Origin of the sequence: Peribacillus loiseleuriae (assembly GCF_001183985.1) — a bacterium.
GTDB classification, from domain to species: Bacteria; Bacillota; Bacilli; order Bacillales; family DSM-1321; genus Peribacillus; species Peribacillus loiseleuriae.
On the sequence record NZ_LFZW01000001.1, the window covers coordinates 4068307 to 4093250 of the forward strand.

Annotated in this window: 27 protein-coding genes; 6 read left to right on the top strand and 21 right to left on the bottom strand. The window is 38.0% G+C overall.

From position 1 onward, the window contains the following. Nucleotides 1–147: 147 nt before the first annotated feature. The 4 genes from AC625_RS18760 to AC625_RS27330 all read right to left on the bottom strand — a co-directional run bounded on the left by AC625_RS18760 (nt 148) and on the right by AC625_RS27330 (nt 2837). Nucleotides 148–867, bottom strand: coding sequence for a pentapeptide repeat-containing protein (locus AC625_RS18760; RefSeq protein ID WP_049682679.1), 720 nt, complete (start codon nt 865–867; stop codon nt 148–150). Between the two features lie 16 nt (nt 868–883). Then, nucleotides 884–1213, bottom strand: a complete 330-nt coding sequence (locus AC625_RS18765; RefSeq protein ID WP_049682680.1) for a PadR family transcriptional regulator — start codon at nt 1211–1213, stop codon at nt 884–886. Nucleotides 1214–1394: 181 nt separating this feature from the next. Then, nucleotides 1395–2309 carry a phosphotransferase family protein gene (locus AC625_RS18770; protein ID WP_049682681.1) on the bottom strand — a complete coding sequence of 305 codons (915 nt, stop codon included), beginning with the start codon at nt 2307–2309 and terminating at the stop codon, nt 1395–1397. A gap of 225 nt (nt 2310–2534) precedes the next feature. Beyond that, nucleotides 2535–2837: a hypothetical protein gene (locus AC625_RS27330; RefSeq protein ID WP_049682682.1), complete on the bottom strand. Its 303-nt coding sequence runs from the start codon at nt 2835–2837 to the stop codon at nt 2535–2537. 274 nt (nt 2838–3111) lie between these two features. Between AC625_RS27330 and AC625_RS18780 the strand changes: the two genes are divergently transcribed. Both AC625_RS18780 and AC625_RS18785 read left to right on the top strand, forming a co-directional pair. Beyond that, a complete protein-coding gene (locus AC625_RS18780) occupies nt 3112–4215 on the top strand; it encodes a YeeE/YedE family protein (RefSeq protein WP_082191287.1) in 1104 nt (367 codons plus the stop codon). 12 nt (nt 4216–4227) lie between these two features. Continuing rightward, nucleotides 4228–4452, top strand: a complete 225-nt coding sequence (locus tag AC625_RS18785) for a sulfurtransferase TusA family protein (RefSeq protein ID WP_049682683.1) — start codon at nt 4228–4230, stop codon at nt 4450–4452. A gap of 89 nt (nt 4453–4541) precedes the next feature. Here the strand turns inward: AC625_RS18785 and AC625_RS18790 are convergent, their stop codons facing one another. The 3 genes from AC625_RS18790 to AC625_RS18800 are packed head-to-tail and all read right to left on the bottom strand — an operon-like array spanning nt 4542 to nt 5793. Next, nucleotides 4542–4853, bottom strand: coding sequence for a DMT family transporter (locus tag AC625_RS18790; protein ID WP_049682684.1), 312 nt, complete (start codon nt 4851–4853; stop codon nt 4542–4544). Further along, entirely contained in the window at nt 4853–5203 is a 351-nt protein-coding gene (locus tag AC625_RS18795) for a DMT family transporter (protein ID WP_049682685.1), read from the bottom strand. The genes AC625_RS18790 and AC625_RS18795 overlap by 1 nt, the downstream gene beginning before the upstream one ends. Then, a complete protein-coding gene (locus tag AC625_RS18800; protein WP_049682686.1) occupies nt 5200–5793 on the bottom strand; it encodes a TetR/AcrR family transcriptional regulator in 594 nt (197 codons plus the stop codon). Before AC625_RS18800 ends, AC625_RS18795 begins: the two co-directional genes overlap by 4 nt. A 286-nt stretch (nt 5794–6079) precedes the next feature. Here AC625_RS18800 and AC625_RS18805 point away from each other — a divergent pair, with 286 nt between their 5' ends. Together AC625_RS18805 and AC625_RS18810 are read left to right on the top strand one after the other, a co-directional pair. Continuing rightward, nucleotides 6080–6841: an ABC transporter ATP-binding protein gene (locus AC625_RS18805; protein WP_049682687.1), complete on the top strand. Its 762-nt coding sequence runs from the start codon at nt 6080–6082 to the stop codon at nt 6839–6841. Between the two features lie 16 nt (nt 6842–6857). Beyond that, complete coding sequence (locus tag AC625_RS18810) at nt 6858–8696, top strand: FtsX-like permease family protein (RefSeq protein ID WP_049682688.1); 1839 nt, start codon at nt 6858–6860, stop codon at nt 8694–8696. Between the two features lie 121 nt (nt 8697–8817). Here AC625_RS18810 and yunB read toward each other — a convergent pair whose 3' ends face one another. The 9 genes from yunB to hmpA form a co-directional block, all read right to left on the bottom strand. Beyond that, entirely contained in the window at nt 8818–9594 is a 777-nt protein-coding gene (gene yunB / locus AC625_RS18815; RefSeq protein WP_049682689.1) for a sporulation protein YunB, read from the bottom strand. Between the two features lie 92 nt (nt 9595–9686). Next, a complete protein-coding gene (locus AC625_RS18820) occupies nt 9687–10508 on the bottom strand; it encodes a carbohydrate ABC transporter permease (RefSeq protein ID WP_049682690.1) in 822 nt (273 codons plus the stop codon). 1 nt (nt 10509) lies between these two features. Beyond that, entirely contained in the window at nt 10510–11394 is an 885-nt protein-coding gene (locus AC625_RS18825) for a carbohydrate ABC transporter permease (protein ID WP_156187666.1), read from the bottom strand. A 144-nt stretch (nt 11395–11538) separates the two neighbouring features. Then, entirely contained in the window at nt 11539–12813 is a 1275-nt protein-coding gene (locus AC625_RS18830) for an ABC transporter substrate-binding protein (protein ID WP_049682692.1), read from the bottom strand. A gap of 214 nt (nt 12814–13027) precedes the next feature. Then, on the bottom strand, nt 13028–14209 hold the full coding sequence (locus AC625_RS18835) for an NAD(P)/FAD-dependent oxidoreductase (protein ID WP_049683817.1): 1182 nt from the start codon (nt 14207–14209) through the stop codon (nt 13028–13030). A gap of 46 nt (nt 14210–14255) precedes the next feature. Further along, nucleotides 14256–14687: a helical membrane plugin domain-containing protein gene (locus AC625_RS18840; protein WP_049682693.1), complete on the bottom strand. Its 432-nt coding sequence runs from the start codon at nt 14685–14687 to the stop codon at nt 14256–14258. Between the two features lie 783 nt (nt 14688–15470). Beyond that, nucleotides 15471–16457 carry a ketoacyl-ACP synthase III gene (locus tag AC625_RS18845; RefSeq protein WP_049682694.1) on the bottom strand — a complete coding sequence of 329 codons (987 nt, stop codon included), beginning with the start codon at nt 16455–16457 and terminating at the stop codon, nt 15471–15473. Nucleotides 16458–16553: 96 nt separating this feature from the next. Further along, nucleotides 16554–16847: a hypothetical protein gene (locus AC625_RS18850; RefSeq protein WP_180320122.1), complete on the bottom strand. Its 294-nt coding sequence runs from the start codon at nt 16845–16847 to the stop codon at nt 16554–16556. A 207-nt stretch (nt 16848–17054) separates the two neighbouring features. After that, nucleotides 17055–18272 carry an NO-inducible flavohemoprotein gene (hmpA, locus tag AC625_RS18855; protein WP_049682696.1) on the bottom strand — a complete coding sequence of 406 codons (1218 nt, stop codon included), beginning with the start codon at nt 18270–18272 and terminating at the stop codon, nt 17055–17057. A gap of 146 nt (nt 18273–18418) precedes the next feature. Here hmpA and AC625_RS26070 point away from each other — a divergent pair, with 146 nt between their 5' ends. Next, nucleotides 18419–18592: a YjfB family protein gene (locus tag AC625_RS26070; protein WP_082191167.1), complete on the top strand. Its 174-nt coding sequence runs from the start codon at nt 18419–18421 to the stop codon at nt 18590–18592. A gap of 73 nt (nt 18593–18665) precedes the next feature. Here AC625_RS26070 and AC625_RS18860 read toward each other — a convergent pair whose 3' ends face one another. The 4 genes from AC625_RS18860 to AC625_RS18875 are packed head-to-tail and all read right to left on the bottom strand — an operon-like array spanning nt 18666 to nt 22339. Continuing rightward, on the bottom strand, nt 18666–19430 hold the full coding sequence (locus AC625_RS18860; RefSeq protein WP_049682697.1) for an IucA/IucC family C-terminal-domain containing protein: 765 nt from the start codon (nt 19428–19430) through the stop codon (nt 18666–18668). Beyond that, on the bottom strand, nt 19420–20244 hold the full coding sequence (locus tag AC625_RS18865) for an ABC transporter ATP-binding protein (protein WP_049682698.1): 825 nt from the start codon (nt 20242–20244) through the stop codon (nt 19420–19422). Before AC625_RS18865 ends, AC625_RS18860 begins: the two co-directional genes overlap by 11 nt. A gap of 38 nt (nt 20245–20282) precedes the next feature. Further along, entirely contained in the window at nt 20283–21338 is a 1056-nt protein-coding gene (locus tag AC625_RS18870; protein ID WP_049682699.1) for a FecCD family ABC transporter permease, read from the bottom strand. Continuing rightward, a complete protein-coding gene (locus AC625_RS18875; RefSeq protein ID WP_049682700.1) occupies nt 21335–22339 on the bottom strand; it encodes a FecCD family ABC transporter permease in 1005 nt (334 codons plus the stop codon). Before AC625_RS18875 ends, AC625_RS18870 begins: the two co-directional genes overlap by 4 nt. 214 nt (nt 22340–22553) lie before the next feature. Between AC625_RS18875 and AC625_RS18880 the strand changes: the two genes are divergently transcribed. Further along, the gene (locus AC625_RS18880) at nt 22554–23516 is read left to right on the top strand and encodes an ABC transporter substrate-binding protein (protein WP_049683818.1); all 963 of its coding nucleotides are present in this window, start codon (nt 22554–22556) and stop codon (nt 23514–23516) included. A 200-nt stretch (nt 23517–23716) separates the two neighbouring features. Here AC625_RS18880 and AC625_RS18885 read toward each other — a convergent pair whose 3' ends face one another. Next, nucleotides 23717–24604 (bottom strand): mechanosensitive ion channel family protein, encoded by an 888-nt coding sequence (locus tag AC625_RS18885; RefSeq protein ID WP_049682701.1) that lies wholly within the window; start codon nt 24602–24604, stop codon nt 23717–23719. Between the last annotated feature and the right edge of the window lie 340 nt (nt 24605–24944).

Genomic DNA, 24944 nt, shown 5'->3' on the forward strand with positions numbered 1-24944 from the left:
TGATTATGATGTGGTACACCCACTTTTCTGAACCGACATCTGATTTACGAACCGGATTCAACACTTTGCGAGCCGCTTTTCTGATTTGCGCGCTGGAACTAACTTTGCGAGCTACATATCATATTAACGGTTTCCAATTCCAAATTCTTAAACGACCGTTACATTACTAAGGTCCGCTTTTCCTGCCTTCAAAAAATTATACGTCAATTTATCCATCGTGGCGCCGCTGAAATCAGCTTTCTTTATATCGGATAAGCGGAACTGTACGTTTTTTAAAGTACTATGTTTAAACGATGCCTTTTTTAAGTTACACCCTTCAAATACCGTACCCTCAAACGTCTCACCTTCAAAATTCAGACCCGCCAAATTGCTTGTTTTGAAAAAGGTTTTTTCATAGATGCAATTTTTGAACGTCGCTCCCTTTAAATTTGCTGCTTTAAAAAGCGTCTCTGTTAGATTCACATTCACAAAAATGGTATCTGCCAAATTACTGGATTTAAACGTACTATTCGTTAAATCGGAATCGGAAAAATCGGACCCTTTTAAATCACTGCTGTTAAACTTACCGTCGTGAACCGAAACTGAACGAAAATCGGAATCCACTAAACTTGATCGTGAGAAGTCCATTTGTATCGCTTTTTGAAGTTCAGTTTGCTGGAGGTTGATGGATTCGATTAATTCCGACACTTCACCAATCGAGTTAATCGTCATTTGATAAGCTTCCTCATCACTGTATCCACTCTTTTTATAATCATTAAATTTCTCATTTAAATTATTCAAAAGCTCTTCTTCCAACTCTTTCGCCGTTTTCACTTCTTGATAAGGGGCAAAGATATTATGGACGTACTTGTTTAGTTGTTCTTGCATCCTCTAAATCATCCTTTCAAAGCAGACCATCTAGAATCTGTTTAGCCTGCTCCCAATTTTTTATATTTTGTTCATATGTGTTTTCACCAATTGCCGTGATTTTGTAATATTTCCTTCGTCCACCTTGATTTTCATTGCCCCAGTAGGACGTTATACTTCCCTCTTTTTCCATTCTCTTTAAACTTGAATACATGGTGGCTTCCTTTAATTCATACTGTTCACCTGAATTCGCATAGATCATTTTACTAATCTGATAGCCATATTTATCACCACTTAAAAGCAGCTTTAAAATCATCGTATCTGAATGGCCACGAAGCAAATCAGAAGATAGTTTAATATCTCCCAAAGGCTCACCCCCTTTAGTATAATATACATCGAGTTACCACGACAGTCAAGGTACTATATCTAATTAGGGCAATACATCGATTGATTAACCACTAATCCTGATTATTTTCTCTCTTTTGCAAGCACAATAAAAAGCTGCGACAAGTTCAATGTTTACTGTCACAGCTTTCTTTTCACATTCCTTAAATTTTTCTTAAGATACTTAACAAATATGCATCCAACCTTTCTTTCATCATTTCATCCGTCAATCCAGTTACGCCAAAAGCTGCCCAACCAGGATAAACTGTTGGCGGTCCAAAAAGAATATCAATCAAGGAAACGAGATCCCAATATGAATCATAGCGAAAAGCTGAACCCGCATAATGCTGATAAGCAGTTAGAAATTGATCGGCCGTGGCAACGTCAAACAGTTGTGCAAGGTTAAGGCGACAATGTCCCACATCAACCCCAGCTGGTCCCAAGCACGCGTTCACCCAGTCAACAACTCCACCGACTTTGTTTTGACTCCAAAGAACGTTTGCTGGATGATAATCTCGGTGAATGAAGCATAACTTTTCCTCTGGCCGAAATCCTCGCACAATTCTAATTGCTTCGCCCCATGCATCAGGATAGTCTGACCATGTCGGAATATCTAATGATGATATGTCATTATATGTATAATAATCCCAAGGGAAATCAACGCCTTCTAACATGTGAATCGTCGATAGTGTCTCTGCCAAGCCATTCAACCAGTTGTCCATACATTTCGGGGTTAACTCCACATCCCCATCTAGCTTTGTCATCAACACTGAAGGTACTCCGCAAGAACTGCCTGTTTCATCCCATGCAATTATTTCTGGTGTTTTAATATCCAACTGTAAGGCAAGACGCAGACTTTCTGCTTCATGATAGGCAAGGTCAGGTTCTTCATGAAGCCATTCGTGATCATCAATCTGGCGTAAAACATATTTCTCTATATTCCTTTCATTACAGAGAGAAATACAGTAAATTCTTGATGAAGTACTCCCAGGAAGTCGTTGAACGGATACAACGCTAGCCTGAGGATTTACAGATTTCAACACCCAACCCAATACAAACTTTGGTAAATGATCTTCCAATCCAATCCACCCTTTATTCAAAATATTTGTCTTCTAATTCGATCAGAAAGCTGTAATTTTGTTACTTCGCTATAAATTCATATTGATGTTCTAAATATCCTAATGCCTCAGTTAACTCTATACTCCATTATACTAAATGAAAAAAGACTACAGTCTAATGGGGGATGATACCAAAAAACCCACAATATTCATGAGATGTGGGCTATTTTCATATCCAATATTCAATTACATCAACAAACTGAAGACCGGTGTTAAAACAATTAACAAAATTGCTGTAGCTAATATTAGTTGCGAGATGTGAATGGGCAGCTTTTCTCTCTCCTTCCCTTTATTATACCAACTAGAAAATTGTAGCTTATCTCGGTATAACACAAAGAGAGACATGTAAATGGCTATCATGCAAAGCCAATCATATTGATCCGTATGTAGACCAATTGATACGAAGATAAACTTGATTAATTGGCTAAGTATAGATCCTAAAAAAAGAAATATCGCCATAATCCGGATGAGCTCTAATACGATTCGCATCACGTTCCTCCTATACGAGCTTACTGTAAAAAATATTACTAAATATTGTTAAAATTAGCAATACTACTTCTGTCATTAAGTCTATTAGACTAACCTATTAGCCAAGAGATTGTGCGTAAGACTAGTCACTCGAACGTGGCAAGTGTAAGGGTAGACACTATAGACTTATTCTTTCTAACCACTTTAAAAAAGGGAATTCCATAATGAGTAATAGAACTTTAATATCCTTTAAATAGTAATTGACTATATGATCTATATAGAACAAACTAATCCTATGCAATTACTTTGTATTGAAAAGGAGAGAAAAATTGATGCTACGCTCCTAACAGGGTTAATTTGTGGGGCATTACTTGGCTTTGTTATGCAAAGAGGCCGGTTCTGTCTTACAGGGGGATTCAGGGATATGTATATTGCAAAAGATAATCGCATGTTTTATGCCTTATTGATTGCAATTGCTGTGCAAAGTGTCGGGGTATACACGTTAATTCAGCTAGGTGTTATTGAATTTTCAGCAGGCACCTTTCCATGGATTGCCGTTATTGTTGGTTCGTTTATTTTTGGAATTGGGATTGTGCTAGCAGGCGGTTGTGCAACGGGAACATGGTATCGTGCAGGAGAAGGCCTACTCGGTAGTTGGATCGCTCTTTTTGGCTATATGCTAATGAGCGCAATTATGAAATCAGGTCCCTTGCTACCTGTAAATAACTCCATTCAGTCCTTCCAATTTTCCAATAATTCAATCGCTGAGACTACAGGTTTACCTGTTTGGGTATTTATTGCTATATTTGTCGCTATTGTAATAGGGATTGTGATGAAAGAACAAAGAAAGCCTAAAGTCATGATTCCAACTATGAGGCAAAGGCGTACAGGGCTTGCTCATTTATTATTTGAGAAACGTTGGCATCCATTTTTTACTGCATTGTTAATAGGTCTAATTGCGATACTTGCCTGGCCGCTTAGCGAAGCAACAGGAAGAATGGCAGGTCTTGGCATTACGACACCATCAGCTAATATTCTCCAATTTTTAGTGACCGGAGATCAATCGATACTAAACTGGGGTGTTTTCCTCGTCATTGGAATTTTCCTTGGTTCTTTTATTGCAGCAAAAGCAAGCCGTGAATTTCGCTTTAGAATGCCCGATGCGAAAACGAGCATGACTAGCTTTATAGGTGGAATTATTATGGGCTTTGGCGCTTCTCTAGCTGGGGGATGTTCGATAGGTAATGGATTAGTTATGACAGCCATGATGACTTGGCAAGGCTGGGTTGCATTACTATTTATGATTTTAGGAACATGGACAGCATCCTATTTTGTTTTCGTTCGACCTAATTTGAAAAAGAAATCGGTTGCTAATAATCAAACTATTTTGAATACTTAGAAGGGATTATTCATGAAAAAAACATTAGATGTGTTGGGCCAAGTTTGTCCTTTCCCGTTAGTAGAGGCAAAAGAAATCATTGAAGAAATTAGTTCAGGAGATGAATTAGTCATTCAATTTGATTGTACGCAAGCCACTGAAAGCCTTCCACGTTGGGCCGCAGAAGCAGGTCATACTGTCACTAATTTTGAACAAATTGGTGAAGCTACCTGGACCATTACAGTACAAAAAAAGTAAAAACATAAAGAGACGAGGGAGTCTCATAAGGGCCAAACCCTTATGAGGCTCCCTCTCCTTCATTGAAAGTATTCCATATTAATAGTTCTTCAAGAAATAAGCTTCAAACCGACGGCTGAGCTGAGAATCAATGCTATACATACTAGTCGCTTCCACTCTCTTGCTTCCCCATATATGAACATCCCAACTAAAGCAGCTCCGACTGTACCAATTCCTGTCCAAACTGCATAGGCTGTCCCCATGGGAAGCTCAGTCATTGCATAGGATAACAGCATAAAGCTGACACCAAACGATAGAATTAGATAAAGCGCCGCATCCCATTTCTTCATCGCCAAGCGCTTCATGTTGATCACACCAAAAATCTCTAGACTGCCTGCCAAAATCACTGCTGCCCAATGCATTAGGCTTTCCCTCCTTCTACCTTTGTACCTTCTTCATCATTCGTTAACATCTTCAATCCGATTACCCCGCAAATAAGGGTTCCGACGAGTATCATTTTTAGCAATTTAAATGGTTCACCGAAAACGACCATTTCTACGATTACAGTTCCAGCTGTACCGATTCCGGTGAAAACAGCATACACAGTTCCAATTGGTAGGTGCTTTGTTGCTTTCACTAACACTATGAAGCTAACAACTATCGTTGCTCCGGTTACAACCCACTCCAATATATTGTTGGAATATTTCAATCCTGAAACCCAAACAATTTCCAGAATTCCAGCTAATAGTACATAGATCCAATTGATATTCATTTTTTATCCAATCCTTCCTCTTGTGTAACAAACCCACGCCAAAAAATCGGCCATGCAGCACGAACGCGATTTTTGTAGCGCTCTGACCCACTGTATATAAGTTCGAGAACCGTTCCATCAACCAGTGTAAGATAAGCAAGTGCAGATTCCATCACGTTTGAAATGTAGAGATTTCCACTTCTGTTTCGAAGCCATCTTGCCAAGATCCTCTGCATTTGTTCAAGGAATGGATTCACGAGATCACAAACATCCTGGTGCAGCTTTGATGGAGGAAAAAAGGAAATTCGTAACAGAAATCTCGCATGATCATTTTCCATGTTTTCTTTTTCAATCCAATCAAAAAATCCTCTCAAAGCATCCTCAATCGATTTATTTTCTTGCGATTGAAAGTATTCGATTACTCTTCTTTTTTCCGTTTCCATCGCATAGTTCACGACAGCAAAAAACAACTCATCCTTACCTTTATAGTGAGCATATATGCTTGGTTTTTTAATGCCAACTTCTTCCGCTATTTTACTAAGGGACGCCCCTTCATATCCATCTCTTGCAAACTGAATAAGAGCTACGTTACGAATTAACTCAGCACTCACATTCCAAACCTCCCTAACGGTCGTTAGGAATATAATATACCAGATGTTTTTGTCTGTCAAACCATGATTGTCCTTACATAGGTGGCAAATTCAATTGCATGTCCTATTTTTTGCCCCTGCATGTATCGAACCATGCGCTTAATACAAGTTGCTATTTGTCATTTATTCCAAAATGAAAAAACAATGATTGACTCAACCAATGTACTACATGTATAGTACACATATACAAAGTGTATGTACCGCATAATACACACATTTAAATTGATTACACAAGGAGGTCATATAAATGGAATCACCAGTAGTAGAGGTACGTAACGTACAAAAGGTTTATGGAAAAAAGGGGGGCAACCAGTTTAAGGCGCTAAACGATGTTTCTTTTTCTATGCAAGAAGGGGAATTTGTTGGGATTATGGGGCCTTCCGGATCGGGGAAAACGACGTTATTGAATGTGATTTCAACACTTGATCAAGTAACGTCTGGCAATATTAAAATTGACAATGTCGATATTACCGATATGGGGCAAGATGAGCTTTCTGATTTTCGCTCACAAAAATTAGGCTTTATTTTTCAGGATTTCAACTTGTTGGAGAATATGACTATTGCCCAAAACATTGCCCTGCCCCTGTATTTACAAGGAACTCCTACGAAGGATGTGGATGCAAAAGTCATGACGGTCGCGAAACGTTTAGGGATTGAAGATTTGCTGCAAAAATATCCTGCAGAAATCTCAGGCGGTCAAAAACAACGTTCTGCCGCTGCCCGAGCTCTCGTTCATGAACCAACTGTCATTCTTGGAGATGAACCGACAGGAGCACTTGATTCAAAAAATGCAACAAGCTTGCTTGAAACAATGAAAGACTTAAACGATAGGCAAAATGTGTCCATTATGATGGTAACCCACGATCCATATAGCGCAAGTTATTGCCAGCGGATTATTTTTATCCAGGATGGCAAACTTCATAAGGAAATTCACCGCTCAGCCACTCGTGAATTATTTTACAAGGAAATTCTCGACGTTCTTGCACAGCTCGGAACGAAGGACGCATAAGAAAGGAGAAACATGGATGTTACTAAAATTATCACTCGCCGGAATGAAGGGCAAACTGAAGGATTATTTTGTCTTATTATCCGGGCTCGTCATGACAATTTCCGTTTTTTATATGTTCCAAACACTTTCTTGGAATACAGAGTTTATTAAATCCAATGCAATGATTCGAAACATTCAACTCGTATTTATTGTTGGTTCTGTACTGCTTTCAGTCGTAACCATTCTGTATATGCTCTACACAAACACCTTCCTACTCTCTTTACGACAAAAGCAATTTGGCATGTATATGATGCTTGGGGCTAAGAAAAAAAGCATCAAGAAAATTATGTTTGTTGAAACAATAGTGATTGGTGCAGCATCTTTAGTCATTGGAGTTTCCATCGGAATAGGACTCGCTTTCATGGTTGGGTATCTACTTGCTGGACAACTTAACATCACATTAGAAGGTTATCAATCATTCTATCTACCAGCCGTATTGGCAACCTTTGTCTTTTTTATCGTCGTATTCCTATTTACAGCCTTAATCAATCATATCAAGTTATCGAGAGTTCAAGTGTTGCAACTGATCTATTCAGACGTTCACCCTGACGACATACCGATTCAAAAAAAGAAAAATAGTTGGTTGATTTTACTTGGTCTAATTCCCTTAAGCCTTGGCTATGTTTCCTTAATTTTCATGGAACAGCTCCGTGAGATTGGCTTGTTCGCAGCACCAACATTAACGACACTCGGAACCTACTTATTGTTCATAGGTTTCCTTCCTGTCATAGTCAATCGAATGCAAGCCAACAAACGCTGGACAACAAAAGGTATCACATCCTTCACGTTTGCCCAGTTGAATTTTAGAATTCAAGGTTTGACAAAGATATTAGCAACTGTAGCTATGCTTATTGCCCTAGGAGCAGGAGCGATTTCTGCCGGTCTCGCTTTCAAAAATAGTGCCTCACAAATGGCAGACATGATGGATGTATACGATGCAATCATCAAAAATCCGGACACCGAAGAAAAAACGATCTTAAAAAGCATTCATTTCACTGAAGAGAATCAATACCGGTTCAAAGAAGATGCTGACTATACGTATTATCTGAGAGATGACTTAAATAATCAGCGTCCACTTTTATTAATTTCAGATGGAAGAAAGCCCAAATTCAAACGGGTCACGGAAGACCTTCCAGAAGGGAAAATCTCATTAAGTAAAGTGAAGAATCCAGAAATGGGTCAACAGCTCTCAGATGAATGGAGCAGAGCCTTATGGAATTTTCAAACTAATTACCGAGAATTCAAGCAAATGATTGTCCTAGATGCAGAAACGTATCATGAAATACAGGGACAAGAGATGCTTATGTATATTGGAAAAAGCGACAAGTTCACGGACTATTTACATGAATGGCAAGAAATTGATAAGCTTGCGTTAGAGAAAGAACCAAACCTAACAGCAGATGACTTAACAAGCAAATATTCCTTTTATAACATGTATAGTAGCTTTACAAGCGGGACGATGTTCATGGGCTTCTTTTTAGGCATTGCCTTTCTCGCGATGATGGCAAGCTGCCTGATGTTCAAAATATTATCAGGTGCGTCTAAAGATACATCACGCTACCAAATGCTGAGGAAAATCGGTGTAAGGCGGTCTGAGCTTTCTATATCTATTTATAAAGAATTGTTTATCATCTTCCTATTTCCTGCAATCATTGGCCTGGCCCATGTGTTAATTGGTATGAATATGTTCTCTTTCATTATCTTAAATCCGTACTACCGTATTTGGGTCCCAATTATCATTTTCTTGCTTATTTATGGTGTATATTATGTAATTACAGTAAAATTGTACAAACAAATCGTGCTGCCGAAAGAATAAGAAAAGACTGCTAGTGAGTGTCCCAAAAGGGCCAAACCCTACCAACTTCGAATCTGTATATTCAAGATATAGAAGTTGGTGAGGTTTAACCCTTGGCTTTTTAGACCGACTAGTATTTGATTTATTCCTTCTCTTCCTTTTTATCAGGAATAATCATTGGATTAACATCACCTTGTTTGCTACCACCATTATAATACTGCGGAACTTTTCCTGGTAAAATCAAATCGCCAATTCGGACACGATTTTTTACGGTGATTTCTTTTTCGACGGAAGGTATTATCACATGAAGTTTCACTTTTATATTAATAAAGATTTCCAAAATCATATTGTTAATTCCAGGTTCCTTTATCGTTGCTTCCACATCTGATATAACATTCCCTATAATTTCAAAACGAACAGGCACTTTTGGTCCTAGATTTGAAAACAAAGCGGCGTTTGTAGCCATACCTAAAGGAATGTTATAGATGATGCCTTTTTCTTTCTCCGATTTTGCATAATCGATATTCGTATCATTTTTAAATGTTTGCAGGGTTTCGAGTTCGCCTTCTTTTATCGCTTCTAAATATTCCTGAACACGCATTGTTGTTTCAGAAGCAACATGATTATAGATATTAGGGTCAAAGCTATACCCTATTTGATCACCTGTTTGATGAGTAACGATAAGCTTTCTAATATCAACATTTTGACTAATCTTTTTCTCTACAGCATCATTTATTGCTTCAGCAGCAAATTCCTCGGTTTTCGCTTCTGCTATTTCTATTAAATGAGGCTCAATTTTTTTATTAATAACCCAACCACTAAAAACTGTAGAAATAATGAAAAAAAGAAACGTAATCAAGATTACATACCTTGTAGGCAGAGGTCCACGTGCGGACTTAAATCTTCTGTACTTAACCATAAAAACCCCCCTACTTAGTTATATGTTTGTTCGAATTATTTCAAGAACAAAAATAACAAAAAGGGAAGGTTATATTATGATATCTTCTTACTTTATCCTTTCACAGAACCAGCCAAAAGACCTTTTACAAAATACTTTCCAAGCAAAATATAAACGATCAATGTCGGTAGCGCCGCAAGCAAAGCACCTGCCATCTGAACATTCCATTGAACGATTTGGCTTCCTGAAAGATTTTGCAAGGCAACCATGACCGGTTGTTGATCAGATGTCGTAATCGTCACCGCAAAGAGAAATTCATTCCAAATGTTTGTAAATTGCCAAATAGCCACGACAACAAATCCGGAAATCGATAATGGAATCATGATATGGCGGAAGACTCCTAGGAAATTGGCACCATCAATTTTGGCTGATTCAATCATTTCATCGGGAATGTTCACATAGAAATTACGGAACATCAGTGTTGCAATCGGAATGCCATAAACCACATGGACTAAAATTAAACCCGGTATTGTATTATACAATCCCACCTCACGTAAAAATTGAATAAGGGGAATTAGAATACTTTGATAAGGTATAAACATTCCGAACAACATCAACGTAAATAAAATCTCTGACCCTTTAAATTTCCATTTCGATAACACATAGCCACTCATCGCACCAAGCATGGATGATAGAATCGTTGCCGGAATGACTAAGTAAAAAGAATTCATTAAGTTAGGTGCAAGCTTCGAGAAGGCTTCCGAATAGCTACTGACATCTAGAACAGACGGAAATTTCCACATATTCGCTAAAGTAATTTCTTCTAAGGGCTTCAAACTTGTAATAATCAACACGTAAATTGGCATAAGAAAAAACAAGCTTACTCCTATTAATATAAGGTAGATGATTGGTTTGGAAATGCTACGCAATACCATCCTAAGCCTCCCCCTTTCGACTACTGATTAAATAGGGCACCATGAAAATGGCCACGCTCAACAGCATAATAATCGCAATCGCCGCACCATTCGCATAATAATTTCCGCGGAATGTTGTTTCAAACATGTAAACACCAGGAACATCCGTTACAAAATTCGCACCAGGTCCTGTCATCGAATAAATCAAGTCAAATATTTTCAAGGAAATATGCGCCATAATAATAATCACACTGACTGTAATAGGACGTAATTGAGGAAGAATGATTTTCCAATAGATTTGAAATTCGGTTGCCCCGTCCATCCTGGCTGCTTCACGCGTTTCATCAGGAATCCCACGAAGCCCCGCAATATACATCGCAAGTGAAAATCCAGTCATTTGCCAAACAGCTGCAATTCCAACTGCAATCATCGCAACAGGCAGACCAAATTCGATTTGCCCCCATTTGAAACCAGCTAAAATCGTTGTATCTGTATACCATTTTGGGTGGATTCCAAAGGTTTTTAAAAATAAGTTAACACCTGTGGATGGGTTCAACAACCATTGCCAAACAACTCCTGTTACAACAAAGGATAAGGCCATTGGAAAAAAGAAAAGATTTCTGAAAATGGATTCGCCCTTGATTTTTTGATCAAGTAAAATGGCTAAGGATAAGCCTAGTAAAATAACCAAACCGATAAATAAAATGGTAAAGAATAATGTATTTCTCAAATCTGCTTGAAATCGAAAATCAGTAAACAGATATAGATAGTTCTTCAAGCCAGCAAAAGAAAAGTCTGGAATAAGTGAGTTCCAATTACTTAATGACACATACCCTGTCCAACCGATAAAACCATAAACAAAAATAACAATAAGGATAAAAGAAGGCAGTAAAAAGACTAAGGCCATCAAATGATCAGATGATAATTTTTTCTTTTTTCTTGTCGCTTGTATTACGCTTTGAGAATTAGTAGGTTTGACGGTTTCCACTGCTATGACCTCCCTTTAAGAAAAGGTCCCTCATCCGATAACTTGATGAGGGACCTGTGTCAACTATTTAAGTTCAGATCCTGCTGATTTCAGGGAACCAATAAATTGTTTGACATCTCCTTGTGTGACAAAGATGTTGACAGCTTGGTTCACTTTCGTAACAAAGCCTTCTGGAGCAGCAGATCCGTGCGCTAAGCTAGGGGTAAGGTTTGCTGTTTTAAAATCTTCAATCGTATCTTTTCCATATTGATCATACTTAGACACATCTGAATCGATCCGTGCAGGAATCGAACCTTTCAATGGGTTAAATGCATCTTGCCCTTCAACAGATCCTAATACACCCAAGAATTTTTTCACGTCGTCCCCATTTTTCAAACCCTTTGGAAGACCGAATGTATCGGTAATAACCATGAAGTCGCCAGCTGTCTCAGGTGTTGGGATATAGCCAAAATCTTCATTTACAACAAGCTTTAAATCATTAACAAAGTATCCTTTTGCCCAATCTCCCATTACATTCATAGCTGCCTCTCCATTCCCAACAAGCTGAGAAGCATCCTGCCAATTGCGAGAGCTGTGGTCTTCATTCACATAGGTGAGCATCTTTTTAAATACCTCGGCTGCTTCCATCACCTTTACGTCATCTAAAGCAATGTCACCTGTCCAAATCTTCTTGTAATCTTCCGGTCCTAGCACCCCAAGTAAAATGGTTTCAAATAAGTGGGTAGCTGTCCAAGGTTCTTTATCTCCTAAAGCGAGTGGAGTAATTCCTTTTGCTTTCAAAGCATCTGCCACGTAAAAAAACTCGGTAAAAGTAGTTGGAGCTTTTAATCCATTCTCATCAAATATTTTTTTGTTGTACCAAAGAACATTACTGCGATGAATATTTACCGGTACAGAGTAAATGTTTCCGTCCTTACTGACGAGATCAATTAACTCTTTCGGGAACTTGTCATTCCAGCCTTCTTCTTTATAAAGTTCATTTAAATTTTCCATTTTATCCGCTGCCACCCAGCTATCATTCAACTCTGAACCGCCATGAACCTGGAAAGTTGCGGGTGGATCATTCCCTTGCATCCTGCTCGCAAGCACAGCCTTCGCATTGGTTCCAGCACCACCCGCAACAGCTGCATTTTCAATGGGTATATCGGGATATTTTTCTTCAAATAGGGCAATAAGCGCTTTCAAACCATCTTCCTCCCCAGCGCCCGTCCACCAACTGAAGATATCAAGCTTGCCTTTACTTTCCTCTTTCCCTCCAGTAGAGCTAGAATTTGAGCTACATGCAGACAAAATAAGGGAAAACACTACTAAGAACGACAGTATCAATTTCTTCTTCATTCTTCATCCTCCTTGTTTTGAAAACGCTTCCTACATTATGTTACATACTACATACGCTTTGAAAACTCCTCTATTTTTATAGAAGAAGGGAGAGTAAGAATTTTTTGAAGAAGATTGCCACTTTCATTTAATTGGTAAAAATTCTATTTCAAAAGAAAAAAACCCATCGTTGCCTATTTTAAAATAAGCATCAATGGGTTTTCTACCGATTAAATTAATAAGCTAAGCTATACAAAGCTTTAATATGTGCAAGGTAACGAATGTTACTTGCTTCTTTCATTAATGTAGCCGGAAGACCTTTAAGTGGAATATCGTTGCCACCGATTGTTGCAACACCGTCTTTGCGGCCAAGGCTTGCAAGTGTGCCAGAATTAATTGGTGCAAATTTCTCAAACGTTGCATCTTGTAAATATGCGAATAAGTTATATCCTACTAATTCACCCATTTGCCAAGCATTTTGTGCAGTTGGTGCGTATGGACGACCACCTTCTTCAGGGAAGGCAACAGCACTGTCACCGACAACAAATACGTCTGAGTGAGAAGAAGATTGTAGATACTCATTAACTGTCGCACGGCCACGATCGACTGCAAGTCCAGACTGACCAACTAGTGGATTCCCTTGTACGCCGCCTGTCCAAACGAATGTATTTGCAATGATTTTTTGACCATCTTTCAAATCAATCTCATTACCAGTAACATTTGTTACAGGAAGACCTGTTAAGAATGTAACTCCGCGTGCTTCTAAGCTTGTTGTTGCACGTTCAATTAAATTGTCTGGAAGTACAGGCAAGATTTTTGGACCTGCTTCTACTAGCTTTAATTTAATTTCTTTCGGATCTACACCATGGCTTTTCGCAAGCTCAGGCATAATATCTGCAAGTTCGCCAACTAGTTCAACACCAGTTAGTCCACCGCCACCAATTACAATGGTTGCATCTGCTTCATTTTTAGATTTTGCATACTCACGAATGCGTTCTTCAACATGTGCGTAAATTTTGTTAGCATCATTTGCTGATTTTAATACCATGCTGTGTTCTTCTAGTCCTGGGATACCGAAGTATGCCGTTACACTTCCCAAAGCGACAACTAGAGCATCATATGATAAAGTAGCACCATTTGATAATTTCACTTCTTTATTGTCTGCAGAAAATGATTCAACTTTTGCAATTTTAAGATCGATATCTTTGCCTTTTAGAAGTTTGTCCAATGGCATTGCAACCGCTTCTTCAGCAACATTATGTGCTGCTAAACGGTGTAATTCAGTGATGATTTGGTGCGTGGGAAACTGATTGATAACAGTTACCTCTGCTTCAGCTTTACTTAGATATTTACGAACAGTTAAAGCAGTAAGTAGCCCGCCGTAACCTGCACCTAAGATAACAATATGTTTTGAAATTGACATCGTGTATCCTCCGTCCTTACTTTTTCATATGTTTAATAAATTACTTTTGATTACGTTGTGCATTAACTTCAAGGAACGCATTAGCGAAACGGAATAGTTTCTGTGCTTGTGGATCTTTTAGCATTTTTAACAGTCCAAATAGACCAACTACATCTTTGCTTTGGTCTGCACGGTCTTTTGCTTCAATAGCAGTTTGTGCAAGTGATTTTACTGAACCAACTACAGGTCCTGCAACTTCTTTAATTGCTCCAACCGTATCATTTTTTAAGATCTCGTCAGTAGCTACTAATTGAGCATAATCATAAGATTTCGTCAAAATATTAACAATTTCCGTTAATTTCGGAAGTTGCTCTACTAAGGCGTTCAAAGATTCTTGAACCTCTGGTTTTAAAAGCTGATCAAGGATATCAAGTTGTTCTTGGGTAGCAGACAACTTCTTTGTTTCTTGTTCTTTAGCGATTGTTTCTGACATATCCAATTCTCCTTTACTATAAGCAATTTAGCTTTTAATGTTTGGGGCAAAAGGGACCCCATTTGTAAGAACTCTCAAATCGATCGGGATTTTTTAGAGTTCGTGAAACATAACACAAATACTAATATGGTTTAAGAATAGCATAAGTCACCCGTAGTCGTCGACAAGTATAAGACGAATAAGTTACATCTGATTAATTAAGTCTTACGTCGGCCGCAAAAAATTTACGACAAACATATAAATTCGGGTGAATAAATAATACTTCTATGCTTACCATTTCCAGTAAACTTTAAAAAATACCTTTAATAAAACCATTAAAACGTTAAAGGTTTTATTTTAAAATCACCTAATTAAAAATAGTAAACCTTGGCTAAAAAGGTCTATTTTTAGCTTACCTTCCCATTTAAAGGACGCATCTATATTATAATCTATTTGCACAAATGTTTCATTAAAAATAAAGTGAAACTTCATCAGTGGGAGAGTTTTTATTCCCCACTGACGGTTAGTTTCACCAATCGGAGATTTACATGCTGTTTACCCATTTACATTTCCTCCTGTTTCTCTCCTAAAAATTGACTTAGGGGTTTTACAACTTGTTAAACTTGGTTTACCATTTTTTATTTTTTAAATATATGAATATTTAGGTTTGTGATTGTATCTTTTATGGAAAAGTTCATGATTTATTAATTTGGACTCCATTAGATAATCATTTGAATATATCGATTAAGAACCATACAAAAATAGACCACCTAATGAAAATTAGATGATTTATTTTCCTGCACATTAATATTTAAATAACATAGCAACTAATTGATAGCCTGAACCAATTGTCCAAAACACTACGTAGTCGCCTCGTTTAATCCGTCCAGATTCAATCCCTTCATGTAAAGCGATGAAAGGACTGCTTGTGCCCGTATATCCAAATCGATCTCCAACATAGATAACTTGGCTGTCAGCAATCTGAAACCGCTTCCGGATTTTCAAAATATTCACCAAGGCAAATTGTGAGAAGCAAAAGGCGTGAATGTCACGGGCGGTAAGCTGATTCCTCTCTAACAGGACTTCCAACATTTCATACGTTGGTGGCATGGCCATATTCCCATCAAACGGTAGCCATTGTATGTATTTATCATCACCATTGCCACGCAAGGTATGCGATAATCCTTTTGCTGGATACATAATTTTTTCCCGATTTACTGAATCAGTAAAATAAATTGCATCTTGAAATCCACAATCCTCATCCGTTTTTTCCAAAATCACAGCAGCGGCAGCATCTCCATAATTAGCATATGTAATTTCATCTTCTGGATTACTTATCAATGTATTATAATCAGAACCGACAATTAAAGCTGTTTTTACATGAGGATTAGCCTGCATATATCGACTTGCCTGTTCCACCGCTACTGTCATGCCTGCACAATTCGCATTCGAGTCCAAAACGATCGTATGCTTACCAGCCTGAATCGCATCATGTAATAAAAGGGCATTGGTTGGGAAAGTCGTTTCCGGAACCTGTGTACTAAATACAATAAGGTCTATATCCTTGCCAGAAAAGTTAGCTTTTTGTAGAGCTCTTTTTGCTGCTTCTACTCCCATTGTAAAGCCATTTTCCTCATCATCATTGATCACATAGCGGAATTCTCTTCCCATAACTTCTAAAAAGCGTTCAATATCTTTTCCCTTTTCCCGGAAATGCTTGATATACACTTCATTGCTAATCAAATTCTTAGGATGATAAATAGCTACTTGTTTAATCGCAATGTTCATCATTTTACTATAGTCTCCTCATTAACAGAATTGAAATTCATAGAAAAAGAGGTTGCCCCAAAGTAAAGACCCTTTTTGAGACAACCTCCTCATATTTTATTATACGTTAACAACTTCCGTATTTGTAAGCCCTGTATTTCGAGCTAATCGAGATAATTGCATTTTCAAAATCGCATTCTCTTTAATAGTGAAAATGACTTTTTCAAACCCCGACTCTTTGTACATCCTGTAGAAATTTTCCAAACTAGGAACCATATCCTGTGTCAACAAATCCATTTTTGTGCAATCAATGATTAATTGGTAAGACGACACGTCAACCGATGCAACTATTTTTTGATAGTCTTTTACAAAATTTTGAACATCTATAGGAGTAAACGATCCTCCCACAAACATATCGACAACCTTTTTACCCGCATTCACTTTAATACTGTATTTCTCAGCCTTATGATGTTTAACTCCTTTAATATATAGTACCCTCTATTTATCGGCTGAAGGTTAGTGTTATTAATAGCTATTTTTTCAAAATAGTTCCTTATACACTTGTGGAAATAAAAAAAGAGCACCTTAAAGGCAACTCAGAAATTGACAATCTTACGATAATTATTCGTCTAACATAGCGATTGGACTAAATACCTCGAAATGAATCTGTTCTTTTGGTATTTCCAATTGGTTTAGCGCTTGATTTATAACTTGCATAAAAGGAATCGGCCCGCAAAAGTAAAAATCCGCTTTTTTTGATGGAAGGTTTGTTTGCAATACGTTCATATCTACAAAGCCTTCTTTATCGAAATGACCGGACGTTCGATCGTCTTCAGTTGGTGAAGAATAACATATCACTGATTTAAGATTCGAATGCTCTTTCACTAATTGAGAGACATGATCTTTAAAGGCATGTGTTTGACTGTTGACAGTTGCGTGAATAAACGTCACTTCACGTTGCGGCTGTTCTTCAATGATCGTATTTAACATACTTAGCAATGGTGTAATGCCGATTCCACCACTGATTAGGACAACTGGTCGCTCGTTGTTCTGTAGGACGAAATCACCTGCAGGCGCTGATGCGAGTAAAGTGTCTCCCGCTTTCACTTTCTCATGTAAATAAGTAGAGACAATTCCAGCTGGAGCGTCGGTATGAGCATCTTCGCGTTTCACACTAATGCGGTAATACTCCTTTCCAGGCGCCAAAGAAAGGCTGTAATGGCGAATATGGCTATATTTCTCCCCCGGTATTTCCGCTTTAATTGTTAGATATTGCCCTGCAGAGTATGAAGCAATCTTTTCTCCATCTTTGGGTTTTAAATAAAAAGAAGTAACCGTTTCACTTTCTTCTGCTTTTTTATCGACATAAAAGGTTCGGTATCCTTCCCAGCCGCCAGCTTGTTTTTCAGTTTCTTCATAAAGATTTTTTTCAATTTCAATAAAGGCATCGGCAATATATCCATATGCCTTTCCCCATGCCTCAATGATCTCATCTGTAGCAACATCACCTAGAACATCTTTGACTGCTTGAAGCAATGTTTCACCGACAATCGGATATTGTTCAGCCTTAACTCCAATCGCTCGATGCTTCTGTGTAATCCTTTCGATAACCGGTTTTAGCGCATCAAGATTCGTAATATGCTCACCAGCAGCATACACTGCATATCCTAAAGCTTCCTGTTGGATACCTCTTTTTTGATTCGTTTGATTAAAGATGTTATATAAATCGGGAGCTTTTGAAAATAGGAGTTCGTAAAATTTCTTCCCAATTTGTTGACTATGTTCTTTCAAAACAGGTGCAGTAGATTGAACAATTTGTATCGATTTTTCATCTAGCATGTTTCATCAGCCTTTCATGGTTAAATTTATAAATTAGTATAAAATTTAACATATCCAACTGAATTCATTATTAACCATAAATGCTGCACTAATATTTATATTGTTCCAAATTAACCGATATACGTTTTATAGGAGGTGTATCATAAATGGATATCGCTGCTTTATCAATCGGGATGAGCCAAGCTTCTCTCAGTCAAAATGTCGGCATTGCTTTAACTAAGAAAGTGATGGACTCTTCTCAACAAAATGCTGTTCAAATGATTGAAATGCTTCAAGTTCCCCACCCAAATCTAGGTCATTCTATTGATCTAAAAGGCTGAAGGGCAAAAAAATGCATCCAAGTCTGGATGCATTTTTCATATAGGTTAGGTCCGTCTCAATTATTCGATCTTTTTATTTACCTGATTTACACATATGAGGACATGTCTGACAATACTGTTTGTTTATCGTTAAATGGGAGAGACAACATGTTTTCCTTGGCCGAACCTCTTTCCCAAGTTCTTCAATATATATTCGTGCATTATAATACCTTGTTAACGGGTTTTTGAGATCATTCCCGAATATATCGGCTGAAGCCTGAAAAACGATGAATTGAAAATCATCTTTTGCACGATTTTTGATGGCTTCTTGCACTCCTTCTTCCACTAATACCGTTTCATAAAGCCAGTATATATACACGGCTATATTCTCCCATAGTATTAGCCTGGATATTTTTGTAGTCCGTGCAAGGCAATCGATTAAAGGTAGGAAATGTTCTTTAAATAATGATTCGAGACAATTCTTTCTCCATTTGTCTCTGTCTTCTTCAAAGGTTTCTGTCTCCAAATTTGCAAAACGAAAACTCGGAAGCCACAATGTTTCGTTATCATCCGTTTCAATCGATACATTTTCATATGAGATTGACAGCTTTTCATTCCAGGCTGACATAGCATATAGATAAATAACCGACAAAAATGCATATCTTTTCACGAAAAGAGAAGCCGTCACTTTGTCATTTGGAGCCTGTATGCGACTGCTAACAATTTCCAAATATTTCTTTAGAGACGACTCATGTAACAGGTCTTTTATTTGAACGGAGAGTGATGAATCAGTTTTGCTAGTCGTAAGGCGCAACTTACTTAGCTTATTAATCTGTAAATCCGAGAGTTCACGAACCAATCATCGTTCCTGCCTTTTTTAAAATACAACGGCCTTTTCCATATGGGATGCATAATGGCGTTCCCAAAAGTGGATCCGTAATAATCTCACATTCCATGCCGAACACATTCCTTACTAAGCTGCAATTAATAACAATCTCCGGTTTACCTTGCGCATATATTTTCTGATCCTTTATCGCTACAATATTATCAGCATACCGACAAGCTAAATTTAAATCATGTAATACCATGACAATCGTTCGCTGTTCTTTTTCATTCAATTCAAAAAGCAAATCAAGAATTTCAATTTGATGGGTCATATCCAGATATGTAGTTGGCTCATCAAGAAGCACAATATCTGTATCTTGAGCTAAAGTCATCGCGATCCATGCCCTCTGACGTTGCCCTCCTGAAAGAGAATCAACGGGACGGTCTTTTAACTCTTCAAGCCCTGTTGCTTTTAAAGCATTGGTTACTTGTTTTTCGTCTTCTTCTGTCCATTGCTTTAACCATGTTTGATAAGGATATCTGCCTTGCTTAACTAATTGAAGAACGGTAAGACCCTCCGGTGCAACGGGTGTTTGAGGAAGTATAGCCATTTGTTTGGCCACATCCTTCGTAGACATTTTGGAAATAGCTTTTCCTTCCAACAAAACAGCTCCAGATTTTGGTTTTAACAATCGGGCAATTGAGCGAAGAAGTGTTGACTTTCCACAGCCGTTTCCACCGATAAAAACCGTAATTTCACCTTTTGGGATTTCCAGATCCAATTCATCGATGATAATGCTATCCCCATATGAAAGGGTTAAATTTTGAGTTTCAATCGTTTGCACCATTTAAGTCCGCTCCTTTTTAAAAAAATGAGTACCATGTATTATGCATTACGCGTTTTAAACAATAAATAGATAAAGTAAGGTGCTCCGATTCCAGCTGTGAAAACACCTGCTGGAATTTCAAGAGGAGAAAATAATGTCCTGCCGATTAGATCAGCTAGCATGACTAATATCCCCCCGATAAATGCCGAAACAGGTAATAACGCTCCAAAAGCAGAACCTACCAGCCTTCTTGCCATATGCGGAGCCATTAACCCTACAAAACCAATGCCCCCTGCAAAAGCAACAGAACTTCCGATTAGCGCCGTACTAATCAATAACAACAAGAAACGATATCTTTGAACACGACCTCCAACACCTGTTGCCGTTTCATCACCAAGTTCTAGAACATTTATATTCCTTGCCATGACAAAGGCAATAAGCAGAAAAATCACGGTCCACGGAACTAATATCGCTACATTCGTCCAATTTGAGCCATACACGGTACCTGTAATCCAAATATTAGCTTCACTGGCTCGATAAATAGGCCCTACTATCATCATTAAAGTCGTTAACGCCTGCATCAGAGCTGATATTCCGATCCCAATTAAGACGAGCCTTATCGGTGATACACCATTTTTCCAGGCGAGGAAATAAACGAGTAGCGCAATAATTCCAGCCCCAGCAAACGCAGCTAAAGGCATCCATTTTATACTGACTGTTAATGCATGATTTTGATCACTAAAAAAGGCTAGAAAACTGACTACAGCAACTGCTGCTCCCCCAGTAATCCCAAGAACGTCTGGAGATGCTAGAGGATTCCGAATCATTCCCTGAAGGATTCCACCAGCAACGGCTAGTGACATTCCTACCATCAGTGCCACAATAATTCTTGGTAAACGAAAGTCATGAATGACAAGCTGCTCCATATCTGTCCCACCGCCAAAAAGCACCTTCAAAACAGTCAATGGGCTTATTTTCATATCACCTAGCCCTGTGCTCCATAAGAAAATGACAGCAGCTAATAAAAGCAAAATCGTTAAAATAACAGTTGCTCTTTTATCGATTAGAAACGAAACTTTACCTTTGAATATCCGAAAACCTCTATATTCACTCATCGTGCATTAAACCCCTTTCTTACAATGTAGATAAAGAATGGAGTTCCAATAATGGCAGTCATCACTCCAACAGGAACTTCCTGTGGCATGATAATATATCTTGCCAATATATCCGCTACAAGTAAAAGGATTCCACCTAGAATACCAGAGAAAGGGATCACCCAACGATGATCAATACCAATAATCGATCTAGCTACATGTGGAATAACAATACCAATAAACCCAACTGGACCCGCAATGGCTACTGAACCACCTGCTAAAAAAATGATAATGATAGCAGCACATATTTTTAAGAAGCCAGTGTTTAAACCTAGTCCTTTTGCTACATCTTCTCCCATCGACAAGACATTCAACTTTGATGCCATAATGATTGACCCTAGCCAACTAATCACTAAATATGGGAGTACAGCAGTTAGAACCGTCATTTTTCTTCCTTCAACAGATCCTGCTAACCAATATAAAACTTGTTCAAAAGCAGCCTCATTGATGACAAGAAATCCTTGGGTAAATGAAGCAAACATGGCAGTCATGGCAGCGCCTGCTAAGGTTAGCTTCATTGGTGTAAGCCCTTCTCTGCCAACAGAACCTATGGCATAGACTCCAATCGCTGCTATTGCGGCACCTAAAAAGGAAATCCATGTGAACGCTTGAAGATTTCCGATTGAGAAAAAAGTTACGGCAAGTACAACAGCAAATCCTGCACCTGCATTCACGCCAAACGTTGCTGGTGAAGCGAGAGGGTTTTTCGTAAGAGTTTGCATGAGTGCACCAGCGATTGCTAAACTGCTACCGACAGCTGCCGCGATTAAAGCTCGAGGCAATCTCACTGTTTCGATTACGATGTGCTCATTTGAACCATTATTATTTCGGAACGCATCCAATACCATTTTCCATGTAGTATCCGTGTACCCGTAAACAATGCTTGCACACATTAATAGGATTAATAAAACAATGGCAATTATCAGGCCAAATAATCTTTGGCTATTATTCTTTAGTAACATAACAAATAACCTTTCAAACACATAATTTTAAATAAGTAATTTCAAGTCTATTGTATAATTTTTTCATTGTCAACGAATATGAAAATCATTATCAATTAGTTATTGACATGTCCTCAAAAACGTTTTAGTATAACGTTATAAATGAAAATGATTATCATTATGGAGGCGTCACAAATTGAAATCTGTTAAATTCCTATTCACCATAATTTCTATCATGACCATGTTCTTATTGGCTGCATGTGGAAATAATACGGATGAAAAAGCTGTAAAACCAAAAGATGAAGGAAACAAAACGGAAGACACTAGCTATACAATTGAACATGCAATGGGATCAACTACTTTAGATCAAACACCTAAAAAAGTAGTCGTTCTTTCAAATGAAGGGACTGAAGCTCTTCTTGCATTAGGAGTAACACCTGTGGGTGCTGTTCAATCTTGGACAGGAGATCCTTGGTATGACCATATTAAAGATAAGATGCAAGGCGTTAGCGTAGTAGGTACGGAAAGTGAAGTAAATTTAGAAAAGATTGCATCGTTAAAACCTGATCTAATTATCGGAACGAAAATGCGTCAAGAAGCTGTATACGATCAATTAAGTGCCATTGCTCCTACTGTTTTTTCCGAGACATTAAGAGGCGATTGGAAAGAAAACTTCTCATTATATGCAAAAGCTTTGAACCTTGAAGAAAAAGGGAAAGTAGTATTAAGCCAATTTGATGCACACGTAGACGATGTAAAACAAAAACTTGGTGATCAAGTCAATCAAGAAGTATCCGTTGTTCGTTTTATGGCTGGAAAATCTCGGATTTATTATACGGATTCATTTTCAGGTGTGATTTTCAATCAATTAGGATTTAAACGAGCTCAACCGCAAGCAGAGCTTTTCGCTGCTGATAACAAGCTTGGTAATCTTGCTATAGAGGTAGGAAAAGAAGTCATTCCAAAAATGGATGGAGATGTTCTATTCTATTTCACTTATACGCCAAAAGGTGATCAAGCAGCACTCGATACAGCAAAAGAATGGACAAATGATCCACTTTGGAAAAATTTAAATGCTGTAAAAACGGGAAATGTTCATGAAGTCAGTGACGCCGTTTGGAATACTGCAGGCGGTGTTCTAGCTGCTAACTTAATGCTAGATGATATCGCGGATATTTTCCAAAAACAGACTAAATAAGGACTGCTTCCCCCTCTAAAAATAGAAGGATCCTTATCCGTAAGAAGAACCGGGCAAAAGTTGCCCGGTTCTTCTTATATCTAGTGAGGATTCGATGCCTAGTACACCCTATAATAATCTAAATACATTTTTTTCAAGAGAATATAAGAAGGTTTTTGGTAGCTACTTTAAAGCAAGGATTGCACGGTCATTCTATTCATTCACTCATTTGCTCGCAATGATTGTCCTTCACTTTTCTCTGGTCGCATCATTAAATTTGCTGCCGGCATCTGTACCTCATTATCATAAAAAACAGACATAAGTTCGAATCTTACATTTCGTGAAGTTTGGAAGTAGTCCTCAGGGTTCACCAAGCCTACGATACAAAGCTCATAGCCGAGATACTTTTGATTTGGATTTAAATTGGTAACCCCAATATACCGAAAATCCTGTTCAGGCTCCCCATCCTCTAATCGCAATAAACTTTGATGATACTTTTCATTACAAACTTTACACACTTCTTCTAACAGGAGCTCCATTCTTCTTGGGTCTTCTTGGTAACTTACCGTAACCCTTTCTATTACCCGCATTCTTCCTTTATTATAATTCTGAATCGTCCTAATTTCTCCGTGAGGAATCGTGAGCAGCTTACCCGACCACTCGCGGATCTGCATAAATCGAATGCCAATTTCTTCGACAGTACCTGAACTTGTTCCATTAAATGTGACAAAGTTGCCAACGCGAAATTCATTATCAGATAATCGAGTGACTCCAAGTAAAATATCCTTTAACATTTGCTGTGCCGCAAAACCAATAATTACCCCAATAATCCCCGCCCCAGCAAGTAATCCTTTTAAATCGATGAATTGTCCAATCAAGTAGATAATAAAGACTGTCGTGAATCCATATCTTAATGTTGAACGAATGACACTTTGTATCGTCTTTTCAATTTCTTCTTCAAAAAATGTAGATTTTCCGAAAAACCATGCCACCGTTCGGTTTATGATATAGGAAAGGATCATTAACACTAATCCCAATAATATTAATTTTAAAATTAAAAAGTTATCTATATAGTCTAAAATCTCTTGTGTAAAAGTTAAAATATTCACGTTTTCACCTCTGTTGCATAAAGTCCATCTTTTACATTCTTCCTTATAATATCATGCGGAATCACTGTATTTTTCCTCATTCACTATAACCTTTATTCAAGAAATACCCGTAAAATTGATTCACTAGCTTGCTATATTTCTTTTCCTAGGATACGACTAAATTTTCGAAACCTATCCTAGTTATTACTTATACGTTAAAGGGTTAAAGTTAATTTTCCAAACAGAAAACGAATAGGGCATTAGTCGAGTAGAAGGGAACCTCTCTACCTTGCGGTAGATTGTGTTCCTCCCCCCTCACAGAACCGTGCTTGCGCTATTTACGCACACGGCTCCTCTCCTC